The sequence below is a fragment of the Rhodoplanes sp. SY1 genome, from assembly GCF_046000175.1.
Taxonomy (GTDB): Bacteria; Pseudomonadota; Alphaproteobacteria; order Rhizobiales; family Xanthobacteraceae; genus Rhodoplanes.
In genome coordinates, this window is sequence record NZ_JBEOMB010000107.1 from 1 (window position 1) to 23,037 (window position 23,037).

A 23,037-nucleotide genomic window follows, 5' to 3' on the forward strand; every position below is an offset into this window, starting at 1 on the left:
CCGGATGTCGCTTGACAATTTTTGAGACTGGCATCGTGATCGGGGCTCGACGGGGATGGGAGACGGCGTTCGAACTTACCGCGCTGATTGACCAACTGGGTATCGAGGTCGTGCCCTTCGCAGGACCACAGATCACTGCGGCACTCGACGCCTACAGCCGTTTCGGCAAAGGCATCCATCCGAAAGCCCGTCTCAACCTCGGCGACTGTGTTGCCTACGCGCTGGCCAAGTCGATGAAGGCTCCGCTGCTCTTCAAGGGCGAAGACTTTTCGGCAACAGACATTTCTATCTGCACCTGAGCACTCCAACCATCACCGCAGCGGACTTGTGTGGTCTCCGCTTTTGGAGAGCATTGAAGGCGCGGCTGCTTCGCCGCGCTCCTGCCGCGTGATCCAGTCCAGCAGCACGCTCTTTCGGGCGCAGATGTTCACGCCGAGGCGGAAGACCGGCAGCTGCCCGCTTTCCACGAGATTGTAGACCTTCCGGCGGCGCCTCCGGTCACCAAACAGAAATTCGGCGATTGCCTCTGCACCGGCAAGAATGTCGCCCGCAATCGACAGCGCTGCGCTCTTCGGCTTCGCCGGATCAGCGATGGCGGGGAATTCGCCTTCCGCGCTCGGCGTTCTGACAGTGGGTGTGTCGGTTTCGTTCATAGGCTCCTTTGCCGGTGCTCAACCGCCGGACCCTACGCCAAGGCCTCTTCTCGTGTCTGCGGGGAAAATTGTTTGTAACAAATTTGGCCTCACCACAGCCCGGCGTGGACGAGACTCTATCGCTTCTCGACGCACACTGTCGTCCGGCGGGGCCAGTCAGTCCATATGGAAAAGACCCAGCCTCTTCGGGTAGCGGTCCCCGAAATCCGGTTCACCCCATCCCGCATCAAGCGTGATGTGCTTCAGCAGGAAGGGCGTCTCCTCGGTGGCTTTCCCCGTCATCATCCATTCGGGATCGGGATGCCATTCCTTTTGCGCGATGCGCTGCGGCTCCGGCCAGCCGAGGCGCTTCCAGCTATCCCCGACCGTGAAGGCGTCGCGCCGCTCTTCCGTGCAGCAAGCCCCGAAGTGACCATAACCGAGCTTCGGGGGCAGCAGGCCGAACTGTGAGAAGACGGCCAGCACGGTTTCGTTCTGATTATATTGTTTGATTCCCTCCACATCATAATCGGCATTCACAAACTCGGCGGCATCGCAGCCATTCATGATGGCCGTCAGCGCCGCCCGAAAGCCGGGAGCCATGTTGAAACGCCCATGCTCGTCGAGCATCGTGTCCCCGCCGCTCCACAACCACTCCCGCAGATTCCAGAGATAGTGAGCACGGGCCAGCCTTTCCGGTCCGATGATGTCTTCGAGCGAGCGCATGGGCTGTGGCAGCGCCACCAGCACGGGGGCGGGCGCGAACGCGGCCACCAGAGCAGAACCGATGCCAGCGAGCACGGCACGGCGCGAGGCGGGCAACATCACTCCTCTTCTCCGTAAGGCGTCGGCTGATTCTTGTAGGTGATGAGCCCGCGACCATCGGGCGTGTAATCGTGAGAGATCAAATTCGGAACAGGAACGCGCATCCGCCACGCCAGAAAATAGACCGTGTCGTCGATGCTCTCTCCGGCCAGCACCTTCCGCCAGCTTTCGGCCCCGACCTCGAACCGCACAGGCTCGTAGCCGTTCATGGCGAGCGTGATGGCCCGCCTGTATTCCGGCAGCATCCGAAACCGCCCATCATCGTCGAGCATCTGGTACAGGCGTGGATTATAGATGTCCCGCGCGTTCGTAATGACCCGCGCCATGCTGCCGCGCACGGGTGCGCCACGGCACAGTTCAGCAATCCGCGCTATGCGCCGGGGGCCAAAGCACTCCTCGACCGAGCGCAGCGGGAGCGGCGCTTCCGCTTGCAGTGTCGCAGGACACAGGGCCATCAGCACGCCCGCGCCCAGCCCTTCCAGCACGGAACGACGCGACAAGTCTGCCATCACGCTCTCCTCGAAAAAATGGATTGGTGAAACGCGCTCCCGCCGTGCCACATGTCACGCCGACCAGAGTACGGGGCGCAGGAATCCTTCGGCAGAGTCTGAACCGAGAACGCAACAAAAGTTGATCGGTGTGCACGATTGCCGACCTTCTCCGCTCCCCGATCGGAGCGCAATCATGGTTCGACGTCGCGCGGCCCGGCAGGAAGGCTGATCGGCAAGCGGATTCCACGGGCATCGAGGCATGCATGACATCAGCGGCATGCCGCAGAAGGCCACCGCGCCAGCAAGCTGATGCCGACGAGATGGAGAGAGCAGGGGGCGACACCATGAAACAGACCGCACCAATCCGCGCCGAGGTTCGAAAGGTGATTGTCCGCGAGGGCACGGTCAAAGTCTCGTTCGTGGGGATGAACAGCTGGTATGTTGTCCCGGCCCATTTGGAAGCGGTCATTCGACAGGCCGAAGATGACCGCCGCCCCATCGTCATAACCACATGCGAAAATGCCATCGCAACAGCGGAGCCCGCGCCAACCGGCTCCGCGACCACCGCCACGACGAAATGACGCCGGATGAGGGGGAGCGGATTACGATTTGAACCGCCATTGCGCCCATTGGGGACACAATGACCATTGTGTCCCCGCCGTTGCGCATCAGCACCACGGCCATCTATGCCGATGCATGCGGCCCGGAAGAGGCGTCCTTCGCCGCGCGGTTCTGGAAATCAGCGGAGGCCGAGCCAACGGTGAATGGCAGAGCGGGGAGGGGCCGTGCCCGGAAAGCCGCCTGATCCCCTCGACCTGCTGATCGGGCGCAATATCCGCTTCTACAGGTTGCGGCGGGGGCTGTCGCAAAGCGCCTTGGCCAGGGCGATCGGCGTCACGTACCAGCAGGTTCAGAAGTATGAGCGGGGGTTGAACCGGATTTCGGCGGCGCAGCTCTACCGAGCCGCGACAGCGCTCGGGGTTCCGATCCCAATACTGTTCGAGATCAAATCAGTCGGATGCTGACTAATCGTCTTTTTTCGGTGCCTTATGGCCTGGTGTTGACACACGGACGATTTGCTCCCAACTTATCGAAGTGCGGAGCCACTCCCGCGCCGTCCACAATGGCGAAGCCCAAGGGGCAAGTGAGATTATCTCGACCATGGCCACTTTCAATCGCGCCATCAGGTCCAGTGGACAGACCCGCTTCAGGCGCTATTGGGAGAATGACCATGCGGTTTTCGTTTCCTGACTTTACTCGTCCGAAAAAGTCTTCGAAGATCATCGCGCGCAAACTCGGTTTGCCCCTGTCATCCGTGCGGGCAGCTGTAGCCCGGATTTGTGGTTATGACGATTGGCATGATTTCGAAAGAAATCATGCAGGTGAGACGCCGTTCGTACTCGATCAAAATCTCAATCAGGCATCCTATATCGCACGCAACACCTCACTTGTTTTAAAACTCGCGGCGACGGCAGGCGTGACCGACGGTGACGCGCAATACGCTCTCGCCGGTTCTCACTTGACAGGGAGCCGTCCTGTATCGCTGGCCGATCAAATTGATCTTCGCCTTAATTGTTGGAAGCAAACGGTGCTTCCGCCCGCCGCGAAGCGTTCGCGCGGGGCGGTGGGAGTCGTTAAATCTGCCGGGTGGAACGGTGAAGTCGTCATCCTCCGGTCGTTTGGGAAGCCGACCTCAATCGTCACACATAAGAACATCGGAGGCGTCGCGGATTTCGAGTTCATCTCGCCGCGTGATCCGCCGCCGCTGTTTCTGCCGATGCGTCTCTATTTGCCCTATGGCCACTGGATCGAGGTGGATGGGGCGAAGGTGCTCTTTGCGCGAGACTACAAGCCAATGTGGCGCATTCGGCAGGGGTACCCGCCCGAGCGGCTCGACCCCTCTCTTTGGATTCGCTTCCGCGAGCAGGTCCACTATTGGGATGATGGCGCTACTCCTTGGCGGGTCCCGGGGGTGAGGCGGCAGATGGAAGAGCTTCTCGCAAACCTCGGCGTCAACTGCTTGCCGGTTTGGGCTGATGTGCTTCCCCTCGCTGTTCATGACGACAAAATTCATGGATTTGCTGAGGCACTTGAGCCCTTGCAAGCGGCGAGGGGGCATTCGAGAAGTGACGCAGCGTGAAGTCCCGAAAATTCTATCGAACAGAGTGATCGATCGTCTAATTAATTATTTATAACAAAGGGCCCATCTGGTCGCGAATATCGTCCTGCGGTTTTCTGTAACGGTTATTTCAACCCACACAGGAGGCCGCAATGACGGAAATGTTCACAATTGGAAAACGACTTATACCTGCTGACCATATTGCTCTTGTCGAGCTGTTTGAACCAGGACTAACGCCGAAAATCCAGACGTCCCGCGATTTCAAGGCACGGGTTGTTCTGATCAACCGCGACAGTTTTCTCATCGAGGAAACGGTCGAGGTGTTCGCGAACGACCACGGCTTTCGCGGTCTTCCAGACGAGCCGGTCGCGGTGAATCCGCGCGTCCGGTTCAGCGTTGAGACGTTCAAGCCCGTTGACGGCTTCACGCCAACGAAGCCTTATCTCACGCGGCTTCTATGGCGCGATCTTGATGGCAACGACCAGAGCAAGCTTCTCTTGTCGAAGCCGGAAGTCGCGCTCGCCATTGCCGTGACAGGTGATCCGGTTCAGGAGCCATCAGCCGACAATTCCGCCGTTTCCGGCAAACGGCCCCGGTCGGGAACGCGGCGGAAATCGCGCCAACGGACTCCGGTTGCGACCGTTTGATTGTTGGCGCTTCAGAGAAACGGACGGAATTTCCGGCAACCCGTTGCATGCCGCAGGCATGTGCTCTGGAAAGCTGGACCCGATCTCGCTCTGATGGAAGCGCGAGCAACCGCAGCCTGACGACGATCGTGCAAACGCAGGAACCGCAGCAAAAATCCCTCATCGAGCGCATGGAACGCGCTCTGCTCCTGCTCGCCTATTTCATCGAGATCGACGGCGACGTGCACGTTCCCATGTACGAGAAATTCGAGGCCGAGCTCGACGAGCTTCGGCGCAAGGAAGACGTCAAGGAACGCGCACGTCGGCTTCTGGCCGCCTACAGCCGGGAGGGCGGGGTGAAGGCGATCGACAACAAGAACTTGAGCTTGAGTTCGAGCGGCGGTCCCTTGCCGTATTTGGGCTTGCCGGTCCGGTGACCCATCAGGCTGTCGATGAGGCTGTCCGGAGCCTCGGCAGCGACCAGACGATCCTTGAAGCTATGGCGCAAGGAATAAACCGTGTGGTCTTTGGTCGGACGCAGGCCGTGTGTATCGAGATACTTGTTCACCACCGCCGAGAGTGACGAGGCCTTGTCGCGATAGCGCGGGAATCCGTCCGGGCGACGTTTCAACGCGGCCAGTGCCGTCCCGACCAGCGGGATTTCGCGACGTGAGTCCTCGGTCTTCAGCCGTCTTCCGTCCGGCAGCACCTCCACATACGGGATCGGCGCATCCAAATGGATCGAGTGACGCTGAAGGTTAACCGCCTCGGACAGCCGCAAGCCGGTATCGGCGACCACCCACAGGACAAGCTGCGCTTCCTCGTTCAGGCCCGTGAGTGCCCCCGGAGCGAGAAGCCGCTTTTGGATGAACTCCGCCTCGAAGGGGCTGCGAGACTTCTCCACCTCGCCCTTAAGGCGCAGGCCCTTGAAGACATCGGGCAGATTGAGCCGCCGCCGGATGTTCATTTCCTTGAGCATCCGGCTGAGTTGGCCGATCGCCTTGTTTCCGGTCTTGGCGTTCGTCTCGCCGGAGACCACGCGCTCGCGCCACCACTCGCAATAATCGATGCCGTCGTCGACCGTGACGTCGGTCACCGGCTTGTCGCCGATCAGCTTGACGAACTCTTTCAGGGCGCGTTCCCGCCCATTGCGCCAGACGCGAAGCTGGCTTGGCGAGAAGTCCTTGGTTTCGTCCTTGGTGGCGGCTTCGTACTCCACGAACAGCTTCGAGAGCATGAAGGGAGGCCGCTTCTCGGTGCCGAGCAGGGCGGCACGGGCACCAGCGTCGTTCGCCATCCCGTTCAGGACGAGGGCTTCGAGCCTTTCCAGCCGACGCTCGGCGGGGAGCATCAGGAGTTGCGTGTTTTCGAGATAATCGAAGCCGAGCGTTCGTGCCCGGCGTCTGGCCGCCTCATAGCCGTTGTACTCTCGGAGCGCGTGGCGCTCGGCGAGTTCCTGCCAATAGGCTTCCAGCGCCTCGTTCAGCTTACCTGCCACGCGGGCCGCCCGGCGGCCATTGCGGTCGGAGGCAATGCGGATTTTCGTCGTGTGCTTGACGATGCCGCGCGGGTCGAGCGCACGGAACTCGTTCGGGACGCGGCGGACGAAATGCCAGGTGCCGTTCCGACGGGTGAGAAAGTCAGGCATGACTCCCTCCCGAGTTGGACGGATTGTTGCGCGTTTTGTTGGTCGTTTTTGGCGACAGGGTTCGGCTCCGGTCTGCGATGCAAGACCGAATCTTACCGCTAGCGAAACGCCAGCCAATTGTAATTCTTTGTAATTTCAACTTTTGTGCCTCCGGCTGGAGGCACTCCGGTCATGCCTGGCTCATGAACCGATGGAGCGGGTGATGAGCGTTGATGGCGCGCCACGGTCGACGAAGATGGGCACTACTCGTTCGCCATCGCCCTATGAGACGACGCTCTACACGACGCCGGAACCGTCGATTGCGCCCGTCGTCCGCCAATCAATTCGCCGACCTCCGCGAGCGATTGTTCCTGTAACTGCCGATAGCAACGCGGGGCAAGCCGCGGGTTGACGACCGCTTGTCGATCAGCGGCATCGTGCATGTCAGTTTGGTCACGGATCACGACCACTCGTTCCGACCGATCGCGACCAGTATGGTGCGGGGCGTGAGGGGGTCGCCGGGTTCATTTGCTGATCTCAGCGAATGGCAGTTCGGTCGGGCAACGATCGATGCCGTGCTCGCTGCAGATGCGGTCGAAGACGTGCAGGCCGAACCTTGCGGTAGGCCTGACCTGCTCTTCGGCAGGTCGGCGAACGTGATGCCGTTGCCAAGTCGACATAGCGTGGATCTTGTCAGAGATCGCTTCGACGACGTTACGCAAGAACTCTGCGGCGGCGAGCTTCGCCAGCACACCCCGCGCCGCGTGAGGCCGAAGGGCTGCAGCCGGCGTTCGATCCCCGTCCGGAGCAACCGTGCGGCGTCGCCGAGCAAGGAAACCCAGGCCCTCGTCGTCCTCACGGACAATCATCGATCGGTTCCCGAGTACAGCGGAGCGGCTCCCATCGGCAATACCCGACTCGATAGTCGCCGTGCTGGCTCCTGGTCGGTTCGCAAGCATATAGTAAGCTTGCTTACTGTAGTGATTCGAGGAAGTTCCTGATGGCCGTGCCGGCTCGTCTTTCTGTGGGCGTCAAATATACTGTCTCGACTGTTGAAATGAATACGAATAATATAAAATAACGTGATAGTATAAAAAATTGCAAATAGACCGTCATTGATGTATATGATCTTCATACTTTGTGTAGCGCTAGCCGATAATCAAATATATGGCCATTGAGAGAGTGCGCGATGCAATCGAATCCTCGATCGCCGGGAACTCGAAGCGCGAGATCAATGGATGCCGTCGCGATCAGCCCGACAGTCAACGCCAGGCTGCACACTTGGGGTGACGAGATGGCTGCCTTGTACAAGCCCGATCAGGCCGCCTGGGTGGATGGCTCGAAGGAGGAGCACGATCGATCGTGCCACGAGGACCTCGAATGGGCGGGCCTTGACTATCCGGACGACACCTTCTGCGCCCTGGTGGCGTCCGGCCGCGAGGGGCCCCCAAGCAGGCGCATGTCCACGAAGAACAGTTCGACAAGTTCTTCGACCGACTCCCGAAGGAAGTCATCTTCGAGCGTGAGCTTCTGCGCTCACGACTGTGGCGTTCGCCCGACCGTTGGGAGCTGGCGCACGAGGACGTCGTTCGCCCCACGGATTGAATGCGGGGAGGCCAAGTCGGCTCCCGATCATCACCCCTGCCCGCTGGAAACCAACGATTGGAGGATCGCAATGTCTGCTGTCGCCCAGCAGTCGACGCTTGGAAGTACGAAAAAACTCTACGAGATCGGGGAAGCTCCGCCGCTCGGACACGTTCCCGCCAAGATGCACGCCTGGCTGATCCGGGCGGAACGGTTCGGCACGCCGCTGGAGGCGTTCCAGAAGGAGGTCGTGGACACGCCGACAATCGCCGACGACGAGGTGCTGGTCTACGTCATGGCGGCCGGCATCAACTACAACAATGTGTGGGCCGGGCTCGGTGTCCCCATCAACGTCATCGCGGCGCGCAACAAGGCCGGCGAGCCCGAGCCGTTTCATATCGGCGGTAGTGACGCGTCCGGCATCGTCTACAAGGTGGGCAAGAACGTCACCAATGTCGACGTCGGCGACGAAGTGGTGTTGCATTGCGGGACTTACAGCCCGGACTGCCGGTGGGTCAAAGCCGGCGGCGATCCGATGTATTCGCCGACGTTCAGAATTTGGGGCTACGAGACCAATTTCGGCAGCTTCGCGCAGTTCACGCGCGTCAAGGCCCATCAGTGCATGCCGAAGCCCCAGCACATGACCTGGGAAGCGTCGGCCTCCTACACCCTGGTCGCAGCGACCGCCTGGCGGATGCTGCACGGCTGGGGCGTCAACGCCGTGAAGAAGGGCGATGTCGTGTTGGTCTGGGGCGGCGCGGGCGGCCTCGGCTCGATGGCGATCCAGATCGCCAAGGCGGCGGGCGCGACCTCGGTCGCCGTAGTGTCGGGCGAAGACAAGTTCGACTACTGCATGAAGCTCGGCGCGACGGGCTGCATCAACCGCAACGAGTTCGAACACTGGGGGCTGCTGCCGCACTGGAAGGACAACGCCGGTTATGCGAAGTGGCTGATGGGCGTCCGCGCGTTCGGGTCGAAGATCTGGGACGTGCTGGGCGAAAAGCGGGCCCCGAACATCGTGTTCGAGCATCCCGGCGAGACCACGATTCCGACTTCGATCTTCGTGTGCGAGACCGGCGGCATGGTCGTCGTGTGTGCAGGCACGACCGGCTACAACGCCACCGTCGACCTGCGCTATCTGTGGATGCGGCAGAAGCGGCTGCAGGGGTCGCATTTCGCCAACACGGTGCAGTCCAACGAGATGAACCAGCTCGCGTTCCGCGGCCAGTTGGATCCCTGTCTGTCGCGGGCCTTCACCTACGACGAAATCCCGCTCGCCCATCAATTGATGTACGAGAACAAGCATCCACACGGAAATATGGCGGTGCTCGTCGGCGCCAAGGAGTTCGGCCTCGGGGTGACCGCCAAGGCGCCGATCGCGTTGGAACACCCGGTCATGCCGAGAGACGATGTCCACACGACTCCGCATCCCTATCCGATGTCGATCCCGCTGCCGAGTGTCGCCGAAGCCGGGCCGGTGACGCCGGTGACGATCGCGGATGACGGCACCAGGGTCGTTGCGCTGATGCACCGCGGTATCATCGGCTGCGCCTCGACCGACACCGTGGGTCACGTCGCCAAGACGATGATCGACAACGACATCCATGCGGTCGTGGTGATGGACGGCGGCAAAGCGGTCGGCGTCGTCTCGCAGACCGACCTTGTGCTAGCCCGCCAGGGCCGGACCTCGGACGAAGCGCGCGCCCTGCTGGCGCGAGACATCATGACGCCTGGCTGCGCGACCTGCGACGCGGACGCTCTTCTGAGCGAGGCGGTCAGCCTGATGACCGGGCGGCGCATGCATCGGCTGGTGGTCACCGAGAACGGCCGACCGGTCGGGGTCCTCTCCATGACCGATGTGGTCCGCAAGACCCTGATCGAATGAGGTCATCGAATCAAATGCGTTCGGTCCGCGCCGAGACTCGAACCGAAACCTGTCCCCGGGTCGGCATTGGCCGCTCCGGGATCTTTTCGTCGGCCAGCGATGACACTTTCGGCTAACGGGGCGATGGACGTTGTGATGCGCGCGGATCCGGGTGGCGCGTCGAAGGCCGGCTGGATGGCGCGGAAGCCCACGGTCGTGTCCGAGGGAGACCCACGCCGTGAATACGCCTCTCCTCATATGCGTTGTGCTTGTACCGCGCGACCACAGCATCTTCGTTCAGCTCGATCGGCGCCACCATCCCTTACGGTAGGACCCGACGTTGGATGCTTCTCGTTCGTCGTACCCCCGATGCTTCAACCCTCGAGCCCAGCCGGAGGGCTCGCCACGCCGAACTTTGCGTTGCGGCCGACCCCGATCGGCGCCACCCAAACGATCAGCGCCGGTGAGCACGATGCCGATCTTGTGCAGGGCGATGCTGAGTGGAGCCTCCATCGCGGTGGTCTCGTCGAGCATCGGGGCGATGCGGCCGAGCTCGGCTCCGTTCCCGGTGGCGGTCACCGCGCCCAGACCAGCACCATAGGTCACCGGCGAGCCTCTGAAAGCCATGTTCCGGTGGTCGCCCCGCCCGGCGTTCTCGGCCATCAGCTCGGTCACCTTCTCCACCGGAACTGACTCGCCGGTTAGGGTCGCCTCCTCGATATGCAGCGCGCGCAAGTCCAAGAGACGCTTATCGGCCGGCACCTTGTAGCCGCTTTGCAGGAACACCACGTCGCCGACCACCAGCTCGACCGCCGGTACCTGCACGCGCCTGCCGTCGCGCTGAACGGTGGCAAACTCCGGCACCATCGCGCCGATGCTCTCGATCGCCTTGCTCGCCTTGTACTCCTGCGCGAAGCCGATCGTCGAGTTGATGATCACCACCGCGAGGATGACGAGGCCGTACTCGACGCCGCCGGCCGGGTCGACCGGCATCGCGATCACCGCGCTGGCGATCTCGCCGGCTGTGCGAGGAATGGTCACGACGGAGACGTGGGCGCGGTCGTCCATATCCGCTGCCCCAGTTCGCGGCCACGGCTCGTGGTGAGCGACCGCGCGCCGTCGTGACGGACGCGGGGCGATTGGCCGCGTTGGTGCCTGCCGTCTCGACCCGGTAGGCTCTCGAGGATTACCGCGACAGCAGGAGCGGCCATGCCTGATTCCGCCGACCTCGAGGAGGAGTTCGCCAAGTGGTCGGCGGACTTCCTGCATCTGCTCGGACTGTTGCGCCGCGTGCTGGCGGAGGACGGCAGCGCGGGTGTGGCCGAATTCCTCCGCCGCTGCTTCGACCCGGCCGACCTCCCGACCGAGCCGGACGACGACTCGGCGGCGCGCTGCCAGGCGCTGTCGATCGCCTTCCAGCTGCTCAACATCGTCGAGGAGAACACCGCCAATCAGATGCGCCGCCGAGGGAGTCGCCGCCACGAGAGCGAGCCCGGCCTGTGGGGCGGCAATCTCGCCGACCTCGAGGCGCGCGGCCGCTCAGAGCCGGCCATTCGCGCCGCGCTGGCCGCCAGCTCCTGCGAGGTCGTGCTGACCGCCCACCCGACCGAGGCCAAGCGCGCGACCGTCCTCGAGCATCACCGCGCCCTCTATCTGCTGCTCTTGGAGCGCGAGACGCGCGCCATGACCGACCTCGAGGCGGCGATCCTGGAGCGGCGCACGGCGGCCGCGATCGCGCGGCTGTGGCGCACCGGCGAGATCTTCCTCGCCCGGCCGGACGTGCAGAGCGAGATCGTCAATGTTCTGCATTATTTCGAGACGGTGTTCCCGGACGTCGTCGAGCTCGCCGACCTGCGCTTCCAGCAGTCCTGGCGCACCAGTTTCAGCAGCGCGCCGCCTCCGCTGCCGCGGCTGCGCTTCGGCACCTGGGTCGGCGGCGACCGCGACGGCCATCCGTTCGTGACTGCCGACGTCACCGCCGGCATGCTGGCCCGCCTGCGCGCGGGCGCGCTGCGGCTCATGACGGAGCGACTGACGCGGCTCGCCGCGCGACTGAGCTTCGCCGCGGGGCCGGAGCCGATGCCTGCGAGCCTGCGCGAGCGCTTCGGGGCACTGATCGCGGGGCTCGGCGAGGCCGCCAAGCCGGCGCTCGCCCGCAACGCCGACGAACCCTGGCGACAATATGTCAACCTGCTCGGCGCGCGCCTGCAACGCACAGTCGCCGGGGCGTCCGGCGGCTACGCCGCCGCGCATGAACTGGTCGATGACCTCGGCGCGCTGGAAGCGGGGCTGCGCATCGTGCAGGCGGACGTCGTGGCCGACATCGATGTCCGCCCGCTCGCTGCGCAGGCCGCGACATTCGGCTTCACGCTCGCGCGGCTCGACCTTCGCCAAAACAGCGCCTTCCACGACCGCGCAATCGCCGGGCTGCTCGCGGCCGGCGGCGCGGAGCGCACCGACTATCCGGCCTGGAGCGAGGCCGAGAAGCTCGCCTTCCTCGATCGCGAGCTCGCGAGCCCGCGTCCCTTCGCCGGCGCCCACACGCGGCTCGCCGGCGAAGCGGCAGAGGCGGTCGCGCTGATGCGGATGCTGGGCATCCATGTCGAGCGGCACGGGATGGCGGGGCTCGGCCCGTTCATCGTCAGCATGACGCGCGGCGTCGCCGACCTGCTCGCCGTGTACCTCTTGGCGCGCGAGGGCGGCCTCCTGACCGACACCGCGGACGGTCCGGCGTGCGAAATGATGGTCGTTCCCCTGTTCGAGACCATTCGCGACCTCGACGCCAGCGACGCCATCCTCGACGCCTTCCTCGCCCATCCGCTGACGGCGCGCACGCTCGCGTATACGCGCAACCGCGAGGGTTGGGCCGAGCCCGGCTGCACCGTCATGCTCGGCTACAGCGACAGCAACAAGGACGGTGGCATCCTGGCCAGCCAATGGGCGTTGCATCAGGCGCAGACGCGCCTCGCCCGGGTCGGGCGCAAGCACGGCGTCCAGCTGGAGTTCTTCCACGGCCGCGGCGGCACCATCGGCCGCGGCGCCGGGCCCACGGACGCATTCCTGGCCGCGCTGCCGGCCGGCACTCTGACCGGCCGGCTGCGCGTGACCGAACAGGGCGAGGTCATCGCCCAGCGCTATGCCAACCGCGTCACCGCCAGCCTGCACCTCGAGCGGCTCGCCGCCGGCGTGTTGCGCACAGCGATGCTGCACGCCGCGGGCGAAGCGCCGGCCCACCCGCTCGCGCCGCTGTGGAGCGAGGTGGTGGCGGCGAGCCTCACCGCCTACCGGGCGCTGGTCGAGGCCGACGGCTTCGTCGCCTTCTTCCGGCAGGCGACGCCGGTCGACGCGATCGAGGAGAGCCAGATCGGCTCGCGCCCGCCACGCCGCACGGGGCAGCCCTCGCTGGCAGACCTGCGCGCCATCCCGTGGGTGTTCAGCTGGAGCCAGGCGCGTTTCCATCTGCCCGGCTGGTACGGCGTCGGGAGCGCGCTCGACGCGCTCCGCCGCGAGCGCCCCGACGAATTCGTCAGGCTCCGCGCCGCGCTGCCGGACTGGCCGTTTCTCGACTACCTGCTGCACAATGTCGAGGCGAGCCTCCTGATGGCCGACACCGACATCATGCGCAACTACGCCTCGCTGGTGGAGGACGCTGCGCTACGCAAACAGCTGCTCGCGCGCATTCTCGCCGAGCACGCGCTCGCCAGCCACGCGCTCCGCGCGCTGTTCGGGCGCCCGGCGGCGGAGCGCCGCCCGCGCCTCGTGCGCACGCTCGAGCTGCGCGCCCGCGGGCTCGCCTGGCTGCACGCCGAGCAGGTGCGCCTCCTGCGCGACTGGCGACGGAGCGACGACGACGCGACGCTGCACGCCCTCCTCCTCACCGTCAACGCCATCGCCATGGGTCAGAAGACCACGGGGTGAGCCGCTCATCCGGGTCGTGAGCGACGAGGGCGCCGCGCGTCTCACGCCGATGTGTTCACGGCCGAGAGCTCGGCACGCCTCGGCACCGGATGGTGACACGCACACACCGGACGGGCTCTCGATGGCGACACGCGAGAGTCAAGCGTCGGTCGCCTCCCTGTCCGACCCGGCGGGGTGCGCCGGCGGTCACAGGGCGCTCCAGGCGTCGAGCGCGGCGAGCTGCGGCGTCTTCTTGTGCTGGTGGCGATCCATGCGCCGCAGCAGGTCGTCGAGGAAGCGCACCGCCTCGACCAGGTAGGGGCCCTTGTTGAGCATGACGCACTCGGCGCGTTGGGCCATGGCGGCGTCGGTCGCCTCGGCGCGGCTCGGCGCCCCCTCCGCGACCAGTCCTGCCAGCACCTGCGTCGCCCACACCACCGGCACATGGGCGGCTTCGCACAGCCACAGGATTTGCTCCTGCACTTCGCCGATCCGGCCGAAGCCGAGCTCGACGGCGAGGTCGCCGCGCGCGATCATCACGGCCAGCGGCTGACGACCGGCGCCTTGCGCGATCAGTTCCGGCAAGTTGCGCACGGCGAGCGGGGTCTCGATCTTCAGCACGAGCGGCTGCGGCGGGCGGTCGCCGCGCCGCATCGTCAGCTCGCGCTGCATCAGCGCGACGTCGGCTGGATGCTGGGCGAAGGAGCATCCCACGATGTCCGCCTGCCCGGCGACGAAATCGAGGTCGATCAGATCCTTGTCGGTGATCGCCGGCTGCCCGAGATCGAGGCCGGGAATGTTGAAGCCCTTGTCGACGCGCAGCTTCAGGCCCTTGCTGCGGACGGTCTCGACGCGGATCAGGGCGCGGTCGGCCGAAACCTCCTCGATGCTGGCGCCGATGCGACCGTCGTCGACATAGAGCGGCAAGCCCGGACGCAAGCGGCTCACCAGGTCGTCGACATTGGAGCGTACGGTGATGCGGCGCGGCGCGGTGCGGGGCATGCGGTCGACCAGCGCGAAGACGTCGCCGCGCAGCAGGCGCGTGGTCCCGGGCGCGGCGATCTCGACGATGCGGCACTTCGGCCCGCCGAGGTCCATGAGCACGCGGCAGGCGCCCGCGCCAGCGGCCGTCGCGGCCCGGACATTGGCGATCATCGCCGCCCAGGTCGCGGCCGAATCGTGGGCGCAGTTGATCCGCACGCAGTCGGCGCCCGCGGCCACGAGGTCGGCGACGAACGGCGCGTCCTCGGCGGCGCGCGCCGGCAGCGTCACCAGGATGCGTGTCAGCCGTCCGCGCCCGTCCGGACCGAACACGGCGGCTTGCTCACGCGCCAGGGCTGCGGCGCCCGCGCCGAAGGCGGCGCGGTCGGGATGGCGCGGGCCGTCCACGCCGGCGAGGCGGGCGAGGGTCGCCGCCACCGCGTCGAGCGATTCCAGAACGCGGCCCTCGCTGCGGCCGAGCGACGACAGGCCGAGGGCGGCGAGCCGCGGCTGCAGCGCGCTGAGGTCCTGGCTGCGCAGCGCCAGATAATGGGCGAGATTGGTGGCGCCGGCGGCGAAGGCCGGGCGATCGAGCGCCGCGGACCAGCCGGCCAGGAGGCCGGCGGATCGCTCGATCACCACGGCGCGCACGGTATGCACCGCCGCAAGGAGAGCGGCGGCATCCGACTCCAGCGTGAGGTGGGAGGCGATGCGGCTTGCGTTTGCACCGGCGCACGGCGGAGTCGTATCGAGGGTCAAGGTCGGATCCGCCACTGGCTGTGCCTGACCAGCTCACCGTCGGACGCGGTAGTGCCCGGTCGGTCTCGTCCGGTCGACGTTCGATCGGGCTGCGTCGGCAGCCGCGGAACCGCGGCGGCCCCGTGCCGACCGGTGACGCATCGGCCCATCGTCGATCTGTCGGTCATGTCTTGTCGGTCGTGTCTTGCCAGTCAGCCCGAAACGCGGCGAGCAGGTTCTTCCGTCGGAACGCTCGCGCCGGCGGGCTCGCGGAGCACGAGCAGCTCGTAATCGATCAGCGCCCACCTGATCCGGCGCTCGCTCGCGAGGATTCCGCGGCCGGAGCGAGCCGCCCGGATGATGACGTGGCGGGGCTTGTGGTCGCACACCATCCAGCCGAAACGGCGCAGCTCGTTGCGCGCCTCCTGGCCGAGCGCCTCCATCGTCTCGCGCGAGATCGCCCCGCTCTTCATCGCCGCCTCGGCGTCGAAGCCGTCGATCCAGCGGTACAGGAGGATGTATAGCCGCTCCCAGTCGTAGCGGATGCGGCGCTCCTCCGGCACGCCGCGCTGCGACGCCTCGAGGGCCCGGTTCATGCGCCAGGCGATGCCGGAGTTGCGCCCGAGTTGCCAATCGAGATAGCGCGTCGGCGGCGAATAGATCGCCAGCGGATGCTTGGTCGGGATCGCCGATCTCGCCGCCGCGCGAAGCCGCACGACATTGCCGAATTCCTCGAACGGCGACAGGAACTCCGCCTCCTCGACGCGCGCCTTCTCCTGTCGATCGAGATGGAGGCCGTCGTCGAGCACGGTGATGCTGGTGTCCTGCGCGGCGCGGCTGAACTTCACCACCAGCGCGAAGTTCGATCGCGCCCGGTGCGCCACCGGCACGCGATAGACGGCGCCCGTGGCACCGGCGAGCGCACGCCCGACCTTGCGGAACCGCTCGTCGACGAACCACGCTTCCGGCAGGATCGACTCGACACAGCCCCAGCCGTGGCGGGTGACGAACAAGTCGCCGCCCTGCTTGCCGCGCATGTGGACGTAGTCGACGCCGAACAGATGCGCGCGCGCCTCCGCCGGGACCTTGTCGAAAGCCGGCTGGTAGACCTTGCGGAACTTGTAGTCGAACTGCTCCAAATCTCACTCCTCGGGGTCGAAGAGCGGCAGGTCGAGCACGCCGAGGTAGTCGGTGGCACTGCCGCCCGACAGGCAGCACTCGATGATCCGGCGCCCGGTCGGCAGGAGATCCGGCACCAGGAACTGTTCGAGCTCGCGGCGGAAGAACGCAGCAAGGATCTCGGCGCCGACGTCGTAGGCAGCGGTGCCGACCTCGGGCTGCTTCTCGACCCGGAAGAACTGGCTGCCGATGGTCTTGCCCTCGACCACGATCGAGCCCGGCGTGAAGCCCAGCAACGCGCAGCGCGATGGCTTCATCTGGCTGGCCTGGAAGTGGGCGCCGCCGCGCCGCGCCAGATATTCGCGCGTGATCCACTGCGGCATGAAGCCGACTTCCCATGTTCCGATGTGCTGGTTCGGGATCAGCACGTAGCGGACTTCCGGCGTCTCGATGATCTGATTGAGCAGGAGATTGGCCTGGTCGACCCGGCGCCCGGTGGCGAACGGCCAATAGGAGCCGACGCCCTCGCTCGTCATGCCTTCGGTCTGCACGATAGACGGGTTGGCATGGCCGCGCGGGGCGACCAGCCGCCACAGCCAGGCGAGTGAGGCCGGCAGAAGATGGAACAGGCCGATGATCCCATAGGTCGGAAGATCCGCACTGCATGGCGGGGTGCGCACGCCCATGCTGCGGATGTCGACGTCGACCGGACCTTCCACCACCCGCGGGATGATGTTGCGCGGAATGATGACACGCGGGTTGGGACACGGCACACCCGGGGTGTCCTCGGTGTGCTCCCACAGCAGGCAGGTGGCGCCGGGATGGCCCTGCACGTTTAGGAACAGTAGCGGCTCCGGCGGGCTGATGCACAGCCTCTCGAGGTGCGGGTCGGTGCCGTAGTGGTCGAGATGGTTGCAGCGGACGAACCAAGCGTTCTCGGCGTCCATCAGCGTCAGCTTGCCCCGGCCCTTGTCGAGCGAGGGGTGACACAGCGCCATGTCGTCGGTGACCGGCAGCAGCTCGCAGGCCTGCGGCAGCGGCACGGTGATTTCCTCGTGGGTCACGAGGTTGAGGCCGAGCCGCAGCAGGCCGTCACTGCGGCGGTGGACGTGCTCCAGCATCTCGCTCTTGCCGCCGCCGCTCGCGCCCTCGTGCGAGATGACGAGCTTGTTGCCGTATGGCGTCACCAGCCGCACGGTCGAGCAGTGCATCGTCAACCAGTGCTCCTGCTCCCCGATATTGAGGAGCACCCCGTAGATGCCTTTCTTGGCGCTCGGGCCGGGATAGAGATTGTAGCTGTAGAGCTCGTGACCGCCGGAGGTGCGGCGGTGGACCACGATCTGCTTGCCGTCGAAGTCGGTGTGGCGGAACGGCGGCGCCACATAGATCACGGCTTTCGGCGAGAAGCCCTCGGGGATCTCGTCGGTGCGCAGGATGCCTTGCAGCAGCGCGAGGCCGAGGGCAAAGAAGCCGGCGTTGTCGGGTGCGACGACGAGGGCGTCGGTGCCCTTGCCGGGCCGGCCGGCATGGAACGCGAAGGCGGCGAGCGGCTGGGTCTTCAGCCATTCGATGGTGCGCCGGCGCAGCGGCTCGAACGGGCCGCCGAAGCGCTCCTCGAAGCGCGGCTTGTCGGTCGGGCGCTGGTCGCCGATCACCATGCAGTCCGGGTCGCGCCGACGCATGTAGAGCTCGGTGTAGTTGGCGACGACGCCGTTCTTGGCCCGGCAGACCACGGCCTCGACGACGCGGCCCTTGCCGGGCACGTCATAGGCGACCTCCTGCCAGCCGTTGACGGCGTCGCGCGTGGCGAGCGCCGTCAGCTCCTGGACCGTGCTGGCGAACGTGACGGACGGTGCGGCTGCGAAAATCTCCTCGACCTCGGCAGGCAGGACGAACGGTGCGATCGGTGCCGGCTCGAGCTTGGCTTGGCGGACTTGCATGGTGTGCCCTCTGATCAGGTGACCTCTGGTGGATCGAATCGGATGCTTGCTGTCCGGGCCGGCCGTGTCCCTGGGACGGCTGTGGGCGGGCCGATGACGGACACGAGGCCGTGCGCGCTCGTGCGCCGGCTCGATGTCTCGACAGCGCCGCTTTTCACAGAACCGTCTTCATGACACTTTCTTTCGCAGCGCCAATGCATTTGCGAGCCGTCCTCAGCAAGACAACACCCGTCGGACCCTACCGTTTTTCAATATGAAGCATATCGACTTATCGATTGCATGACTATACGTTGAAATACAATCTGATCTTCCGACGTTCTTCGAGTGTAGACAATGAAAATGATAAATTGTGCTGATGTAAATTCGTTCTATTCGGAGAACAACTCCGATGCACTCGAGCCGTTCAGTGCCTCATCCAAGTCACCAGCTAGACTATAATAAGCTAGCTTACTATATGACTGCTTGTCGATAGTCGTGGACGAGCCGCGGCCGACGTGACAGGCCGCAGCAATGCCCAAAGATACGAGCTGAACGCATGATCATCGACGACAACGACAAAGGCCTCGGGTTCCTGATCGCCGAGACCGCGCGCCTGCACCGCAAGCTCCTGGACCGCCGCCTGCAGCCGTTCGGACTGACCAAGGCGCAATGGGCCGTGCTCGCCGTTCTGGGGCAGCAGGACGGACGAACGCAGTCGGAGATCGCCGAGGAGCTCGAGATCGAGAAACCGACCGCGGGGCGCCTGCTCGATCACCTCGAGCAGGGCGGTTGGATCGAGCGGCAACCGACGCCCTCCGACCGCCGGGTCTGGCGCGTCCACGTCCTGCCGGCGGCGCTCCCCCGCATCGCCGAGGTGGCCACGGTCGTGCGCGGCACGCGGCATACGATGGTGCAGGGTCTGACGGAGGAACAGCAGCACCTGCTCGATCACCAGCTCGCCATTGTGAAGAGCAACATCACCGCTGCGCTCGGAGCCGAAGAAACGGGCAGAGGTCACGACCCATGACGGACGTCTGTCGGCGGCATTCGCTCGGATACGACGACGTCAGACCTGATCCTCCATCCAGAGGAGCAGACAACGAACCCCAGCTGAACTCGACATCACGACAAACGGCACGTACTTCGACAGGATGCGCTGGGGAGTAGCTCCCGAGCGGCATTCGGGCGTCAGCACGGTCCGGCGACGGACCCGCCCGAGGCACGCCGTCGCCCGACGCGGACACGGCGATGCAAGACCACCGCGACCTCATGTGGAGGCCCGGGCCAAGGACGGCGCATTCGCGCAATGAGGAGCGCAACAATGGTGCTTTCTCTCGACACGATCTCTCAGGCACCGGACGACCGCCCATGGCACAGCCGGGCGCCCGACGAGGTGCTGTCGGCGCTGGGCACGACTCGGAACGGACTGACGAGCGACGCGGCCAGGACGCGCTTGGCCCGGCACGGCCCCAACGTGCTGGACAAGGCCGGCGGCGCCTCGGTCATGGAGCTGATCTGGGGCCAGATCAACAACCCCTTGATCTGGATCCTGATCGGCAGCGCGGTGATCGCGATGCTGGTGGATCCGGTGGACGGGATCAAGAACGGCCTCGTGATCCTGGCGGTGGTGATCATCAACACGACGATCGGCTTCGCGCAGGAGTACAAGGCGAGCAAGGCGATCGAGAGCCTCAGCGCGATGGTGCCGGAATTCGCCATGGCGCATCGCGACGGCAAGCGCACGCAGGTGCCGGTGGCCGAGCTGGTGCCCGGCGACGTGGTGTTCCTGCAGAGCGGCGACAAGGTGCCCGCCGACATGCGCCTTTTTCAATTGCGGACGCTGCAGATCGAGGAGGCGGCGCTGACCGGCGAGTCGGTTCCGGTGGAGAAGACGACCGAGCCGGTGGCCGAGAGCGCCGGCCTGGGCGACCGCAGGAGCATGGCTTTCAGCGGCTCGCTGGTGACCTACGGGACGGGCCTGGGCGTGGTGACCACCACCGGGAACGGCACCGAGCTCGGCCGCATCAACACGATGCTCGGCGAGACCACCGCGATGGCGACCCCGCTCAGCATCGCCCTGCACAAGATCGGCATCGTGCTCACCGCCGCCATCGCGGCGATCTCGGCCGTGATCCTGTTCGTGGGCACGGTCCGGGCGGTGCTGGAAGGCGGCGTCGACGCGCTGACCGGCCTGCGCGAGTCCGTCATCTTCGCGATCACGCTGGCCGTGGGCGCCATTCCCGAGGGCTTGCCCGCCATTGTGACCATCGCCCTCGCCATCGGCGTGCAGCGCATGGCCGTCCGCCGCGCCGTGGTCCGCAAGCTCCCCTCCGTGGAGACGCTGGGCAGCACCACCGTGATCTGCTCGGACAAGACCGGCACTCTCACGCGCAACGAGATGACGGTGCAGGCGCTCCATCTGCCGGGATCGGGCGCGTACCGGGTGGAAGGGGTGGGCTACGAGCCCGTCGGACGCCTTTCGAAGGATGGCGACCACCTCTCCGCCGCCCCCGACGACGTGCACACCCTGCTGCTGGCCGGCGTCCTGTGCTGCGACGCCACCCTGGAGCAGACGGACGGCCGCTGGGGGATCACCGGTGACCCGACCGAAGGCGCGCTCGTGACCGCCGGCGAGAAGCTCGGCATCCGTACCGCGCACGCCCGCGAGCGCCACGCTCGCCTCGACACCATCCCGTTCGAGAGCGCCAACCAGTTCATGGCCACGCTCCACGAGTGGGGCGGCGAGGGCAGGAAGATCATCCTCAAGGGCGCGCCCGAGGTCGTGCTGAGGCGCTGCGAAAACGTGGACCACGACGCGGTGATCGATCAGGTGGAGGCGTTCGCGAACGCGGGCATGCGCGTGCTCGGATTCGCCGAGAAGCGGAGCGCGCGGGCCGAACTGGCCATGGAAGATTGCGCGCACGGCTTCGCGTTCATCGGCCTGCAGGCGATGATCGATCCACCGCGCACCGAGGTGATCGACGCCATTCGGGCCTGCCACCGGGCCGGCATTACGGTCAAGATGATCACCGGCGACCACAAGGGCACCGCTCGGGCCATCGGCGAGCAGCTGGGCATCGCCGAGCCCGGTGCCGAGGCCGTGACCGGCGCCCAGCTCGCCGCGATGGACGCCGCCGCGATGCGCGAGATCGTGAAGGACCACAACGTCTTCGCCCGTGTCGCTCCCGAGCACAAGTTGAAGCTCGTGCGGGCGCTGCAGGACGACGGCCAGGTGACGGCAATGACCGGCGACGGGGTGAACGACGCGCCCGCGCTGAAGCAGGCGAACATCGGCGTGGCGATGGGCATCACCGGCACCTCGGTCTCCAAGGAGGCCGCCGATATCGTGCTCACGGACGACAACTTCACCTCCATCGCCGCGGCGGTGGAAGAAGGTCGCAGGGTCTATGACAACCTCGTCAAGTCGCTCGCGTTCGTGTTGCCCACCAATCTCGGTCTCGCGCTGATCCTGATCTTTGCGGTCGCGTTCTTCCCGCTGGTGGACAAGACGGTGGACGGGCAGGTGGTGAAGGACCTGCTGCTGCCGATGCTGCCGACGCAGCTGCTCTGGATCAACTTGGTCGCCGCCGTGGCGCTCGCCCTGCCGCTCGCCTTCGAGGCGAAGGAGCCGGACGTCATGAGTCGCCCGCCGCGGGATCCGAAGGAGCCGGTGCTCAACAGGTTCGTGGCGGTCCGCACGATTCTGGCCGCCGCGCTCATGAGCGCCGGGGCCGTGGGGCTCTTCCTCTGGAGATACGATCTGGAGATGGCCGCCCGCGCAACCACCGGCCTGACCGAGGCACAGATCGTGAGCGAGGCGCAGACGATGGCCGTCACCACGGTGATCATGTTCCAGGTCTTCTACATGCTGAGCTGCCGCTCGCTGAAGGACTCCATCTTCAGGATCGGCTTCTTCAGCAACAAGACGGTGTTCATCGGCATCGGCGCTGTCCTGGCCCTGCAGGCGCTGTTCATCTACGCCCCACCTCTGCAGGCGGTCTTCTCCACCTTCCCGCTACCGGCGGAATCGCTTCTGGTCAGCGCGGCGGCCGGTACGATCATCTTGCCGGTGATCTCGGTGGAGAAGTGGATCCGCAATCGAAGACGATCCTGAGCCGGTAGTCGGAAAGCGCGCGCCGGTCGCCACGTCCGTCAACATCCTCCTGACCACCGGTTAATACAGCACGATCATCCTTGCTGGAGAAACCGGGGGCGGCCCCAGCCGCACGTCGGGCCGCAATGGGCGATCTCATCGAAGGCATAACCAACCGGAGGAGGGGATGCCTGCGGTTGGCCTAGAGCGTTTTTCGTTGGGGCTGAATCGCAGGGGATTCCCTGGACGGGTGGGCTGGGAGCGTCTGTCGACATTGATTCGTCGGGGAAGAGACGATCGATGTCACGAGCCTATTCGACTGACCTGCGCGCACGGGTGATCGAGGCCGTCGCAGCGGGAGCGTCACGACGGGAGGCCGCGGAGCGCTTCGATGTGAGCGTCAGCTCGGCGGTACGGTGGCTGCAACGCTGGCGCGACGAGGGCAGTGCGCGCGCCAAACCCTCCGGAGGGAGCCGATCGCCCCTGGAGAAGCACGCGGACTGGCTGCTGGGCTTGATCGCC

20 protein-coding genes are annotated in these 23,037 nt (G+C 65.5%); 11 read left to right on the forward strand and 9 right to left on the reverse strand.

Annotation, left to right across the window (positions count from 1 at the left end):
• A partial coding sequence (locus ABTU92_RS22950) for a type II toxin-antitoxin system VapC family toxin (RefSeq protein WP_408093943.1) occupies positions 1-299 on the forward strand: 299 nt, incomplete at its 5' end.
• Positions 300-311: 12 nt separating this feature from the next.
• Here ABTU92_RS22950 and ABTU92_RS22955 read toward each other — a convergent pair.
• The 3 genes from ABTU92_RS22955 to ABTU92_RS22965 all read right to left on the reverse strand — a co-directional run bounded on the left by ABTU92_RS22955 (position 312) and on the right by ABTU92_RS22965 (position 1,966).
• A complete protein-coding gene (locus tag ABTU92_RS22955) occupies positions 312-653 on the reverse strand; it encodes a hypothetical protein (RefSeq protein ID WP_408093944.1) in 342 nt (113 codons plus the stop codon).
• Between the two features lie 156 nt (positions 654-809).
• On the reverse strand, positions 810-1,460 hold the full coding sequence (locus tag ABTU92_RS22960; RefSeq protein WP_408093945.1) for a hypothetical protein: 651 nt from the start codon (positions 1,458-1,460) through the stop codon (positions 810-812).
• On the reverse strand, positions 1,457-1,966 hold the full coding sequence (locus tag ABTU92_RS22965; RefSeq protein WP_408093946.1) for a hypothetical protein: 510 nt from the start codon (positions 1,964-1,966) through the stop codon (positions 1,457-1,459). Before ABTU92_RS22965 ends, ABTU92_RS22960 begins: the two co-directional genes overlap by 4 nt.
• A gap of 326 nt (positions 1,967-2,292) precedes the next feature.
• Between ABTU92_RS22965 and ABTU92_RS22970 the strand changes: the two genes are divergently transcribed.
• The 5 genes from ABTU92_RS22970 (at position 2,293) to ABTU92_RS22990 (ending at position 5,130) form a co-directional block, all read left to right on the forward strand.
• On the forward strand, positions 2,293-2,529 hold the full coding sequence (locus ABTU92_RS22970; RefSeq protein ID WP_408093947.1) for a hypothetical protein: 237 nt from the start codon (positions 2,293-2,295) through the stop codon (positions 2,527-2,529).
• Between the two features lie 204 nt (positions 2,530-2,733).
• Complete coding sequence (locus tag ABTU92_RS22975; RefSeq protein ID WP_408093948.1) at positions 2,734-2,973, forward strand: helix-turn-helix domain-containing protein; 240 nt, start codon at positions 2,734-2,736, stop codon at positions 2,971-2,973.
• 206 nt (positions 2,974-3,179) lie between these two features.
• On the forward strand, positions 3,180-4,088 hold the full coding sequence (locus tag ABTU92_RS22980) for a hypothetical protein (RefSeq protein WP_408093949.1): 909 nt from the start codon (positions 3,180-3,182) through the stop codon (positions 4,086-4,088).
• Between the two features lie 131 nt (positions 4,089-4,219).
• Positions 4,220-4,714, forward strand: a complete 495-nt coding sequence (locus tag ABTU92_RS22985) for a hypothetical protein (protein WP_408093950.1) — start codon at positions 4,220-4,222, stop codon at positions 4,712-4,714.
• Positions 4,715-4,761: 47 nt separating this feature from the next.
• A complete protein-coding gene (locus ABTU92_RS22990) occupies positions 4,762-5,130 on the forward strand; it encodes a hypothetical protein (RefSeq protein WP_408093951.1) in 369 nt (122 codons plus the stop codon).
• On the opposite strand, the gene ABTU92_RS22995 is transcribed toward ABTU92_RS22990, so the two are convergent.
• Positions 5,031-6,341, reverse strand: a complete 1,311-nt coding sequence (locus tag ABTU92_RS22995; RefSeq protein ID WP_408093952.1) for a tyrosine-type recombinase/integrase — start codon at positions 6,339-6,341, stop codon at positions 5,031-5,033. The two genes, ABTU92_RS22990 and ABTU92_RS22995, sit on opposite strands and share 100 nt — an antisense overlap.
• A gap of 503 nt (positions 6,342-6,844) precedes the next feature.
• The gene (locus tag ABTU92_RS23000) at positions 6,845-7,072 is read right to left on the reverse strand and encodes a hypothetical protein (protein ID WP_408093953.1); all 228 of its coding nucleotides are present in this window, start codon (positions 7,070-7,072) and stop codon (positions 6,845-6,847) included.
• Between the two features lie 482 nt (positions 7,073-7,554).
• On the opposite strand from ABTU92_RS23000, the gene ccrA reads away from it, so the two are divergent.
• Positions 7,555-9,789, forward strand: a complete 2,235-nt coding sequence (ccrA, locus tag ABTU92_RS23005; RefSeq protein WP_408093954.1) for a crotonyl-CoA carboxylase/reductase — start codon at positions 7,555-7,557, stop codon at positions 9,787-9,789.
• Positions 9,790-10,065: 276 nt separating this feature from the next.
• Here ccrA and ABTU92_RS23010 read toward each other — a convergent pair whose 3' ends face one another.
• Positions 10,066-10,836: a hypothetical protein gene (locus ABTU92_RS23010; protein ID WP_408093955.1), complete on the reverse strand. Its 771-nt coding sequence runs from the start codon at positions 10,834-10,836 to the stop codon at positions 10,066-10,068.
• Positions 10,837-10,977: 141 nt separating this feature from the next.
• On the opposite strand from ABTU92_RS23010, the gene ABTU92_RS23015 reads away from it, so the two are divergent.
• Entirely contained in the window at positions 10,978-13,686 is a 2,709-nt protein-coding gene (locus tag ABTU92_RS23015; protein WP_408093956.1) for a phosphoenolpyruvate carboxylase, read from the forward strand.
• Positions 13,687-13,872: 186 nt separating this feature from the next.
• Here ABTU92_RS23015 and ABTU92_RS23020 read toward each other — a convergent pair whose 3' ends face one another.
• The 3 genes from ABTU92_RS23020 to ABTU92_RS23030 all read right to left on the reverse strand — a co-directional run bounded on the left by ABTU92_RS23020 (position 13,873) and on the right by ABTU92_RS23030 (position 18,443).
• Positions 13,873-15,297 carry a pyruvate kinase gene (locus ABTU92_RS23020; RefSeq protein WP_408093957.1) on the reverse strand — a complete coding sequence of 475 codons (1,425 nt, stop codon included), beginning with the start codon at positions 15,295-15,297 and terminating at the stop codon, positions 13,873-13,875.
• Positions 15,298-15,596: 299 nt separating this feature from the next.
• Complete coding sequence (locus ABTU92_RS23025) at positions 15,597-16,523, reverse strand: hypothetical protein (RefSeq protein ID WP_408093958.1); 927 nt, start codon at positions 16,521-16,523, stop codon at positions 15,597-15,599.
• Between the two features lie 3 nt (positions 16,524-16,526).
• Positions 16,527-18,443 carry a DUF4914 family protein gene (locus ABTU92_RS23030; RefSeq protein WP_408093959.1) on the reverse strand — a complete coding sequence of 639 codons (1,917 nt, stop codon included), beginning with the start codon at positions 18,441-18,443 and terminating at the stop codon, positions 16,527-16,529.
• A gap of 535 nt (positions 18,444-18,978) precedes the next feature.
• On the opposite strand from ABTU92_RS23030, the gene ABTU92_RS23035 reads away from it, so the two are divergent.
• The 3 genes from ABTU92_RS23035 to ABTU92_RS23045 all read left to right on the forward strand — a co-directional run.
• On the forward strand, positions 18,979-19,449 hold the full coding sequence (locus ABTU92_RS23035; protein WP_408093960.1) for a MarR family winged helix-turn-helix transcriptional regulator: 471 nt from the start codon (positions 18,979-18,981) through the stop codon (positions 19,447-19,449).
• Between the two features lie 294 nt (positions 19,450-19,743).
• A complete protein-coding gene (locus ABTU92_RS23040; RefSeq protein WP_408093961.1) occupies positions 19,744-22,536 on the forward strand; it encodes a cation-translocating P-type ATPase in 2,793 nt (930 codons plus the stop codon).
• A 279-nt stretch (positions 22,537-22,815) separates the two neighbouring features.
• The coding region (locus ABTU92_RS23045) for a helix-turn-helix domain-containing protein (protein WP_408093962.1) at positions 22,816-23,037 on the forward strand (222 nt) is incomplete at its 3' end.

Bases quoted from the DNA above. Each gene is read 5' to 3' on its own strand.
- ABTU92_RS23035 (WP_408093960.1), top strand. From the start codon at position 18,979: ATGATCATCGACGACAACGACAAAGGCCTCGGGTTCCTGATCGCCGAG.
- ABTU92_RS22980 (WP_408093949.1), top strand. From the start codon at position 3,180: ATGCGGTTTTCGTTTCCTGACTTTACTCGTCCGAAAAAGTCTTCGAAG.
- ABTU92_RS23040 (WP_408093961.1), top strand. From the start codon at position 19,744: ATGGTGCTTTCTCTCGACACGATCTCTCAGGCACCGGACGACCGCCCA.
- ABTU92_RS22965 (WP_408093946.1), bottom strand. From the start codon at position 1,966: ATGGCAGACTTGTCGCGTCGTTCCGTGCTGGAAGGGCTGGGCGCGGGC.
- ABTU92_RS23010 (WP_408093955.1), bottom strand. From the start codon at position 10,836: ATGGACGACCGCGCCCACGTCTCCGTCGTGACCATTCCTCGCACAGCC.
- ABTU92_RS23015 (WP_408093956.1), top strand. From the start codon at position 10,978: ATGCCTGATTCCGCCGACCTCGAGGAGGAGTTCGCCAAGTGGTCGGCG.
- ABTU92_RS23030 (WP_408093959.1), bottom strand. From the start codon at position 18,443: ATGCAAGTCCGCCAAGCCAAGCTCGAGCCGGCACCGATCGCACCGTTC.
- ABTU92_RS22995 (WP_408093952.1), bottom strand. From the start codon at position 6,341: ATGCCTGACTTTCTCACCCGTCGGAACGGCACCTGGCATTTCGTCCGC.
- ABTU92_RS22985 (WP_408093950.1), top strand. From the start codon at position 4,220: ATGACGGAAATGTTCACAATTGGAAAACGACTTATACCTGCTGACCAT.
- ABTU92_RS22990 (WP_408093951.1), top strand. From the start codon at position 4,762: ATGCCGCAGGCATGTGCTCTGGAAAGCTGGACCCGATCTCGCTCTGAT.
- ccrA (WP_408093954.1), top strand. From the start codon at position 7,555: ATGGATGCCGTCGCGATCAGCCCGACAGTCAACGCCAGGCTGCACACT.
- ABTU92_RS22970 (WP_408093947.1), top strand. From the start codon at position 2,293: ATGAAACAGACCGCACCAATCCGCGCCGAGGTTCGAAAGGTGATTGTC.
- ABTU92_RS22955 (WP_408093944.1), bottom strand. From the start codon at position 653: ATGAACGAAACCGACACACCCACTGTCAGAACGCCGAGCGCGGAAGGC.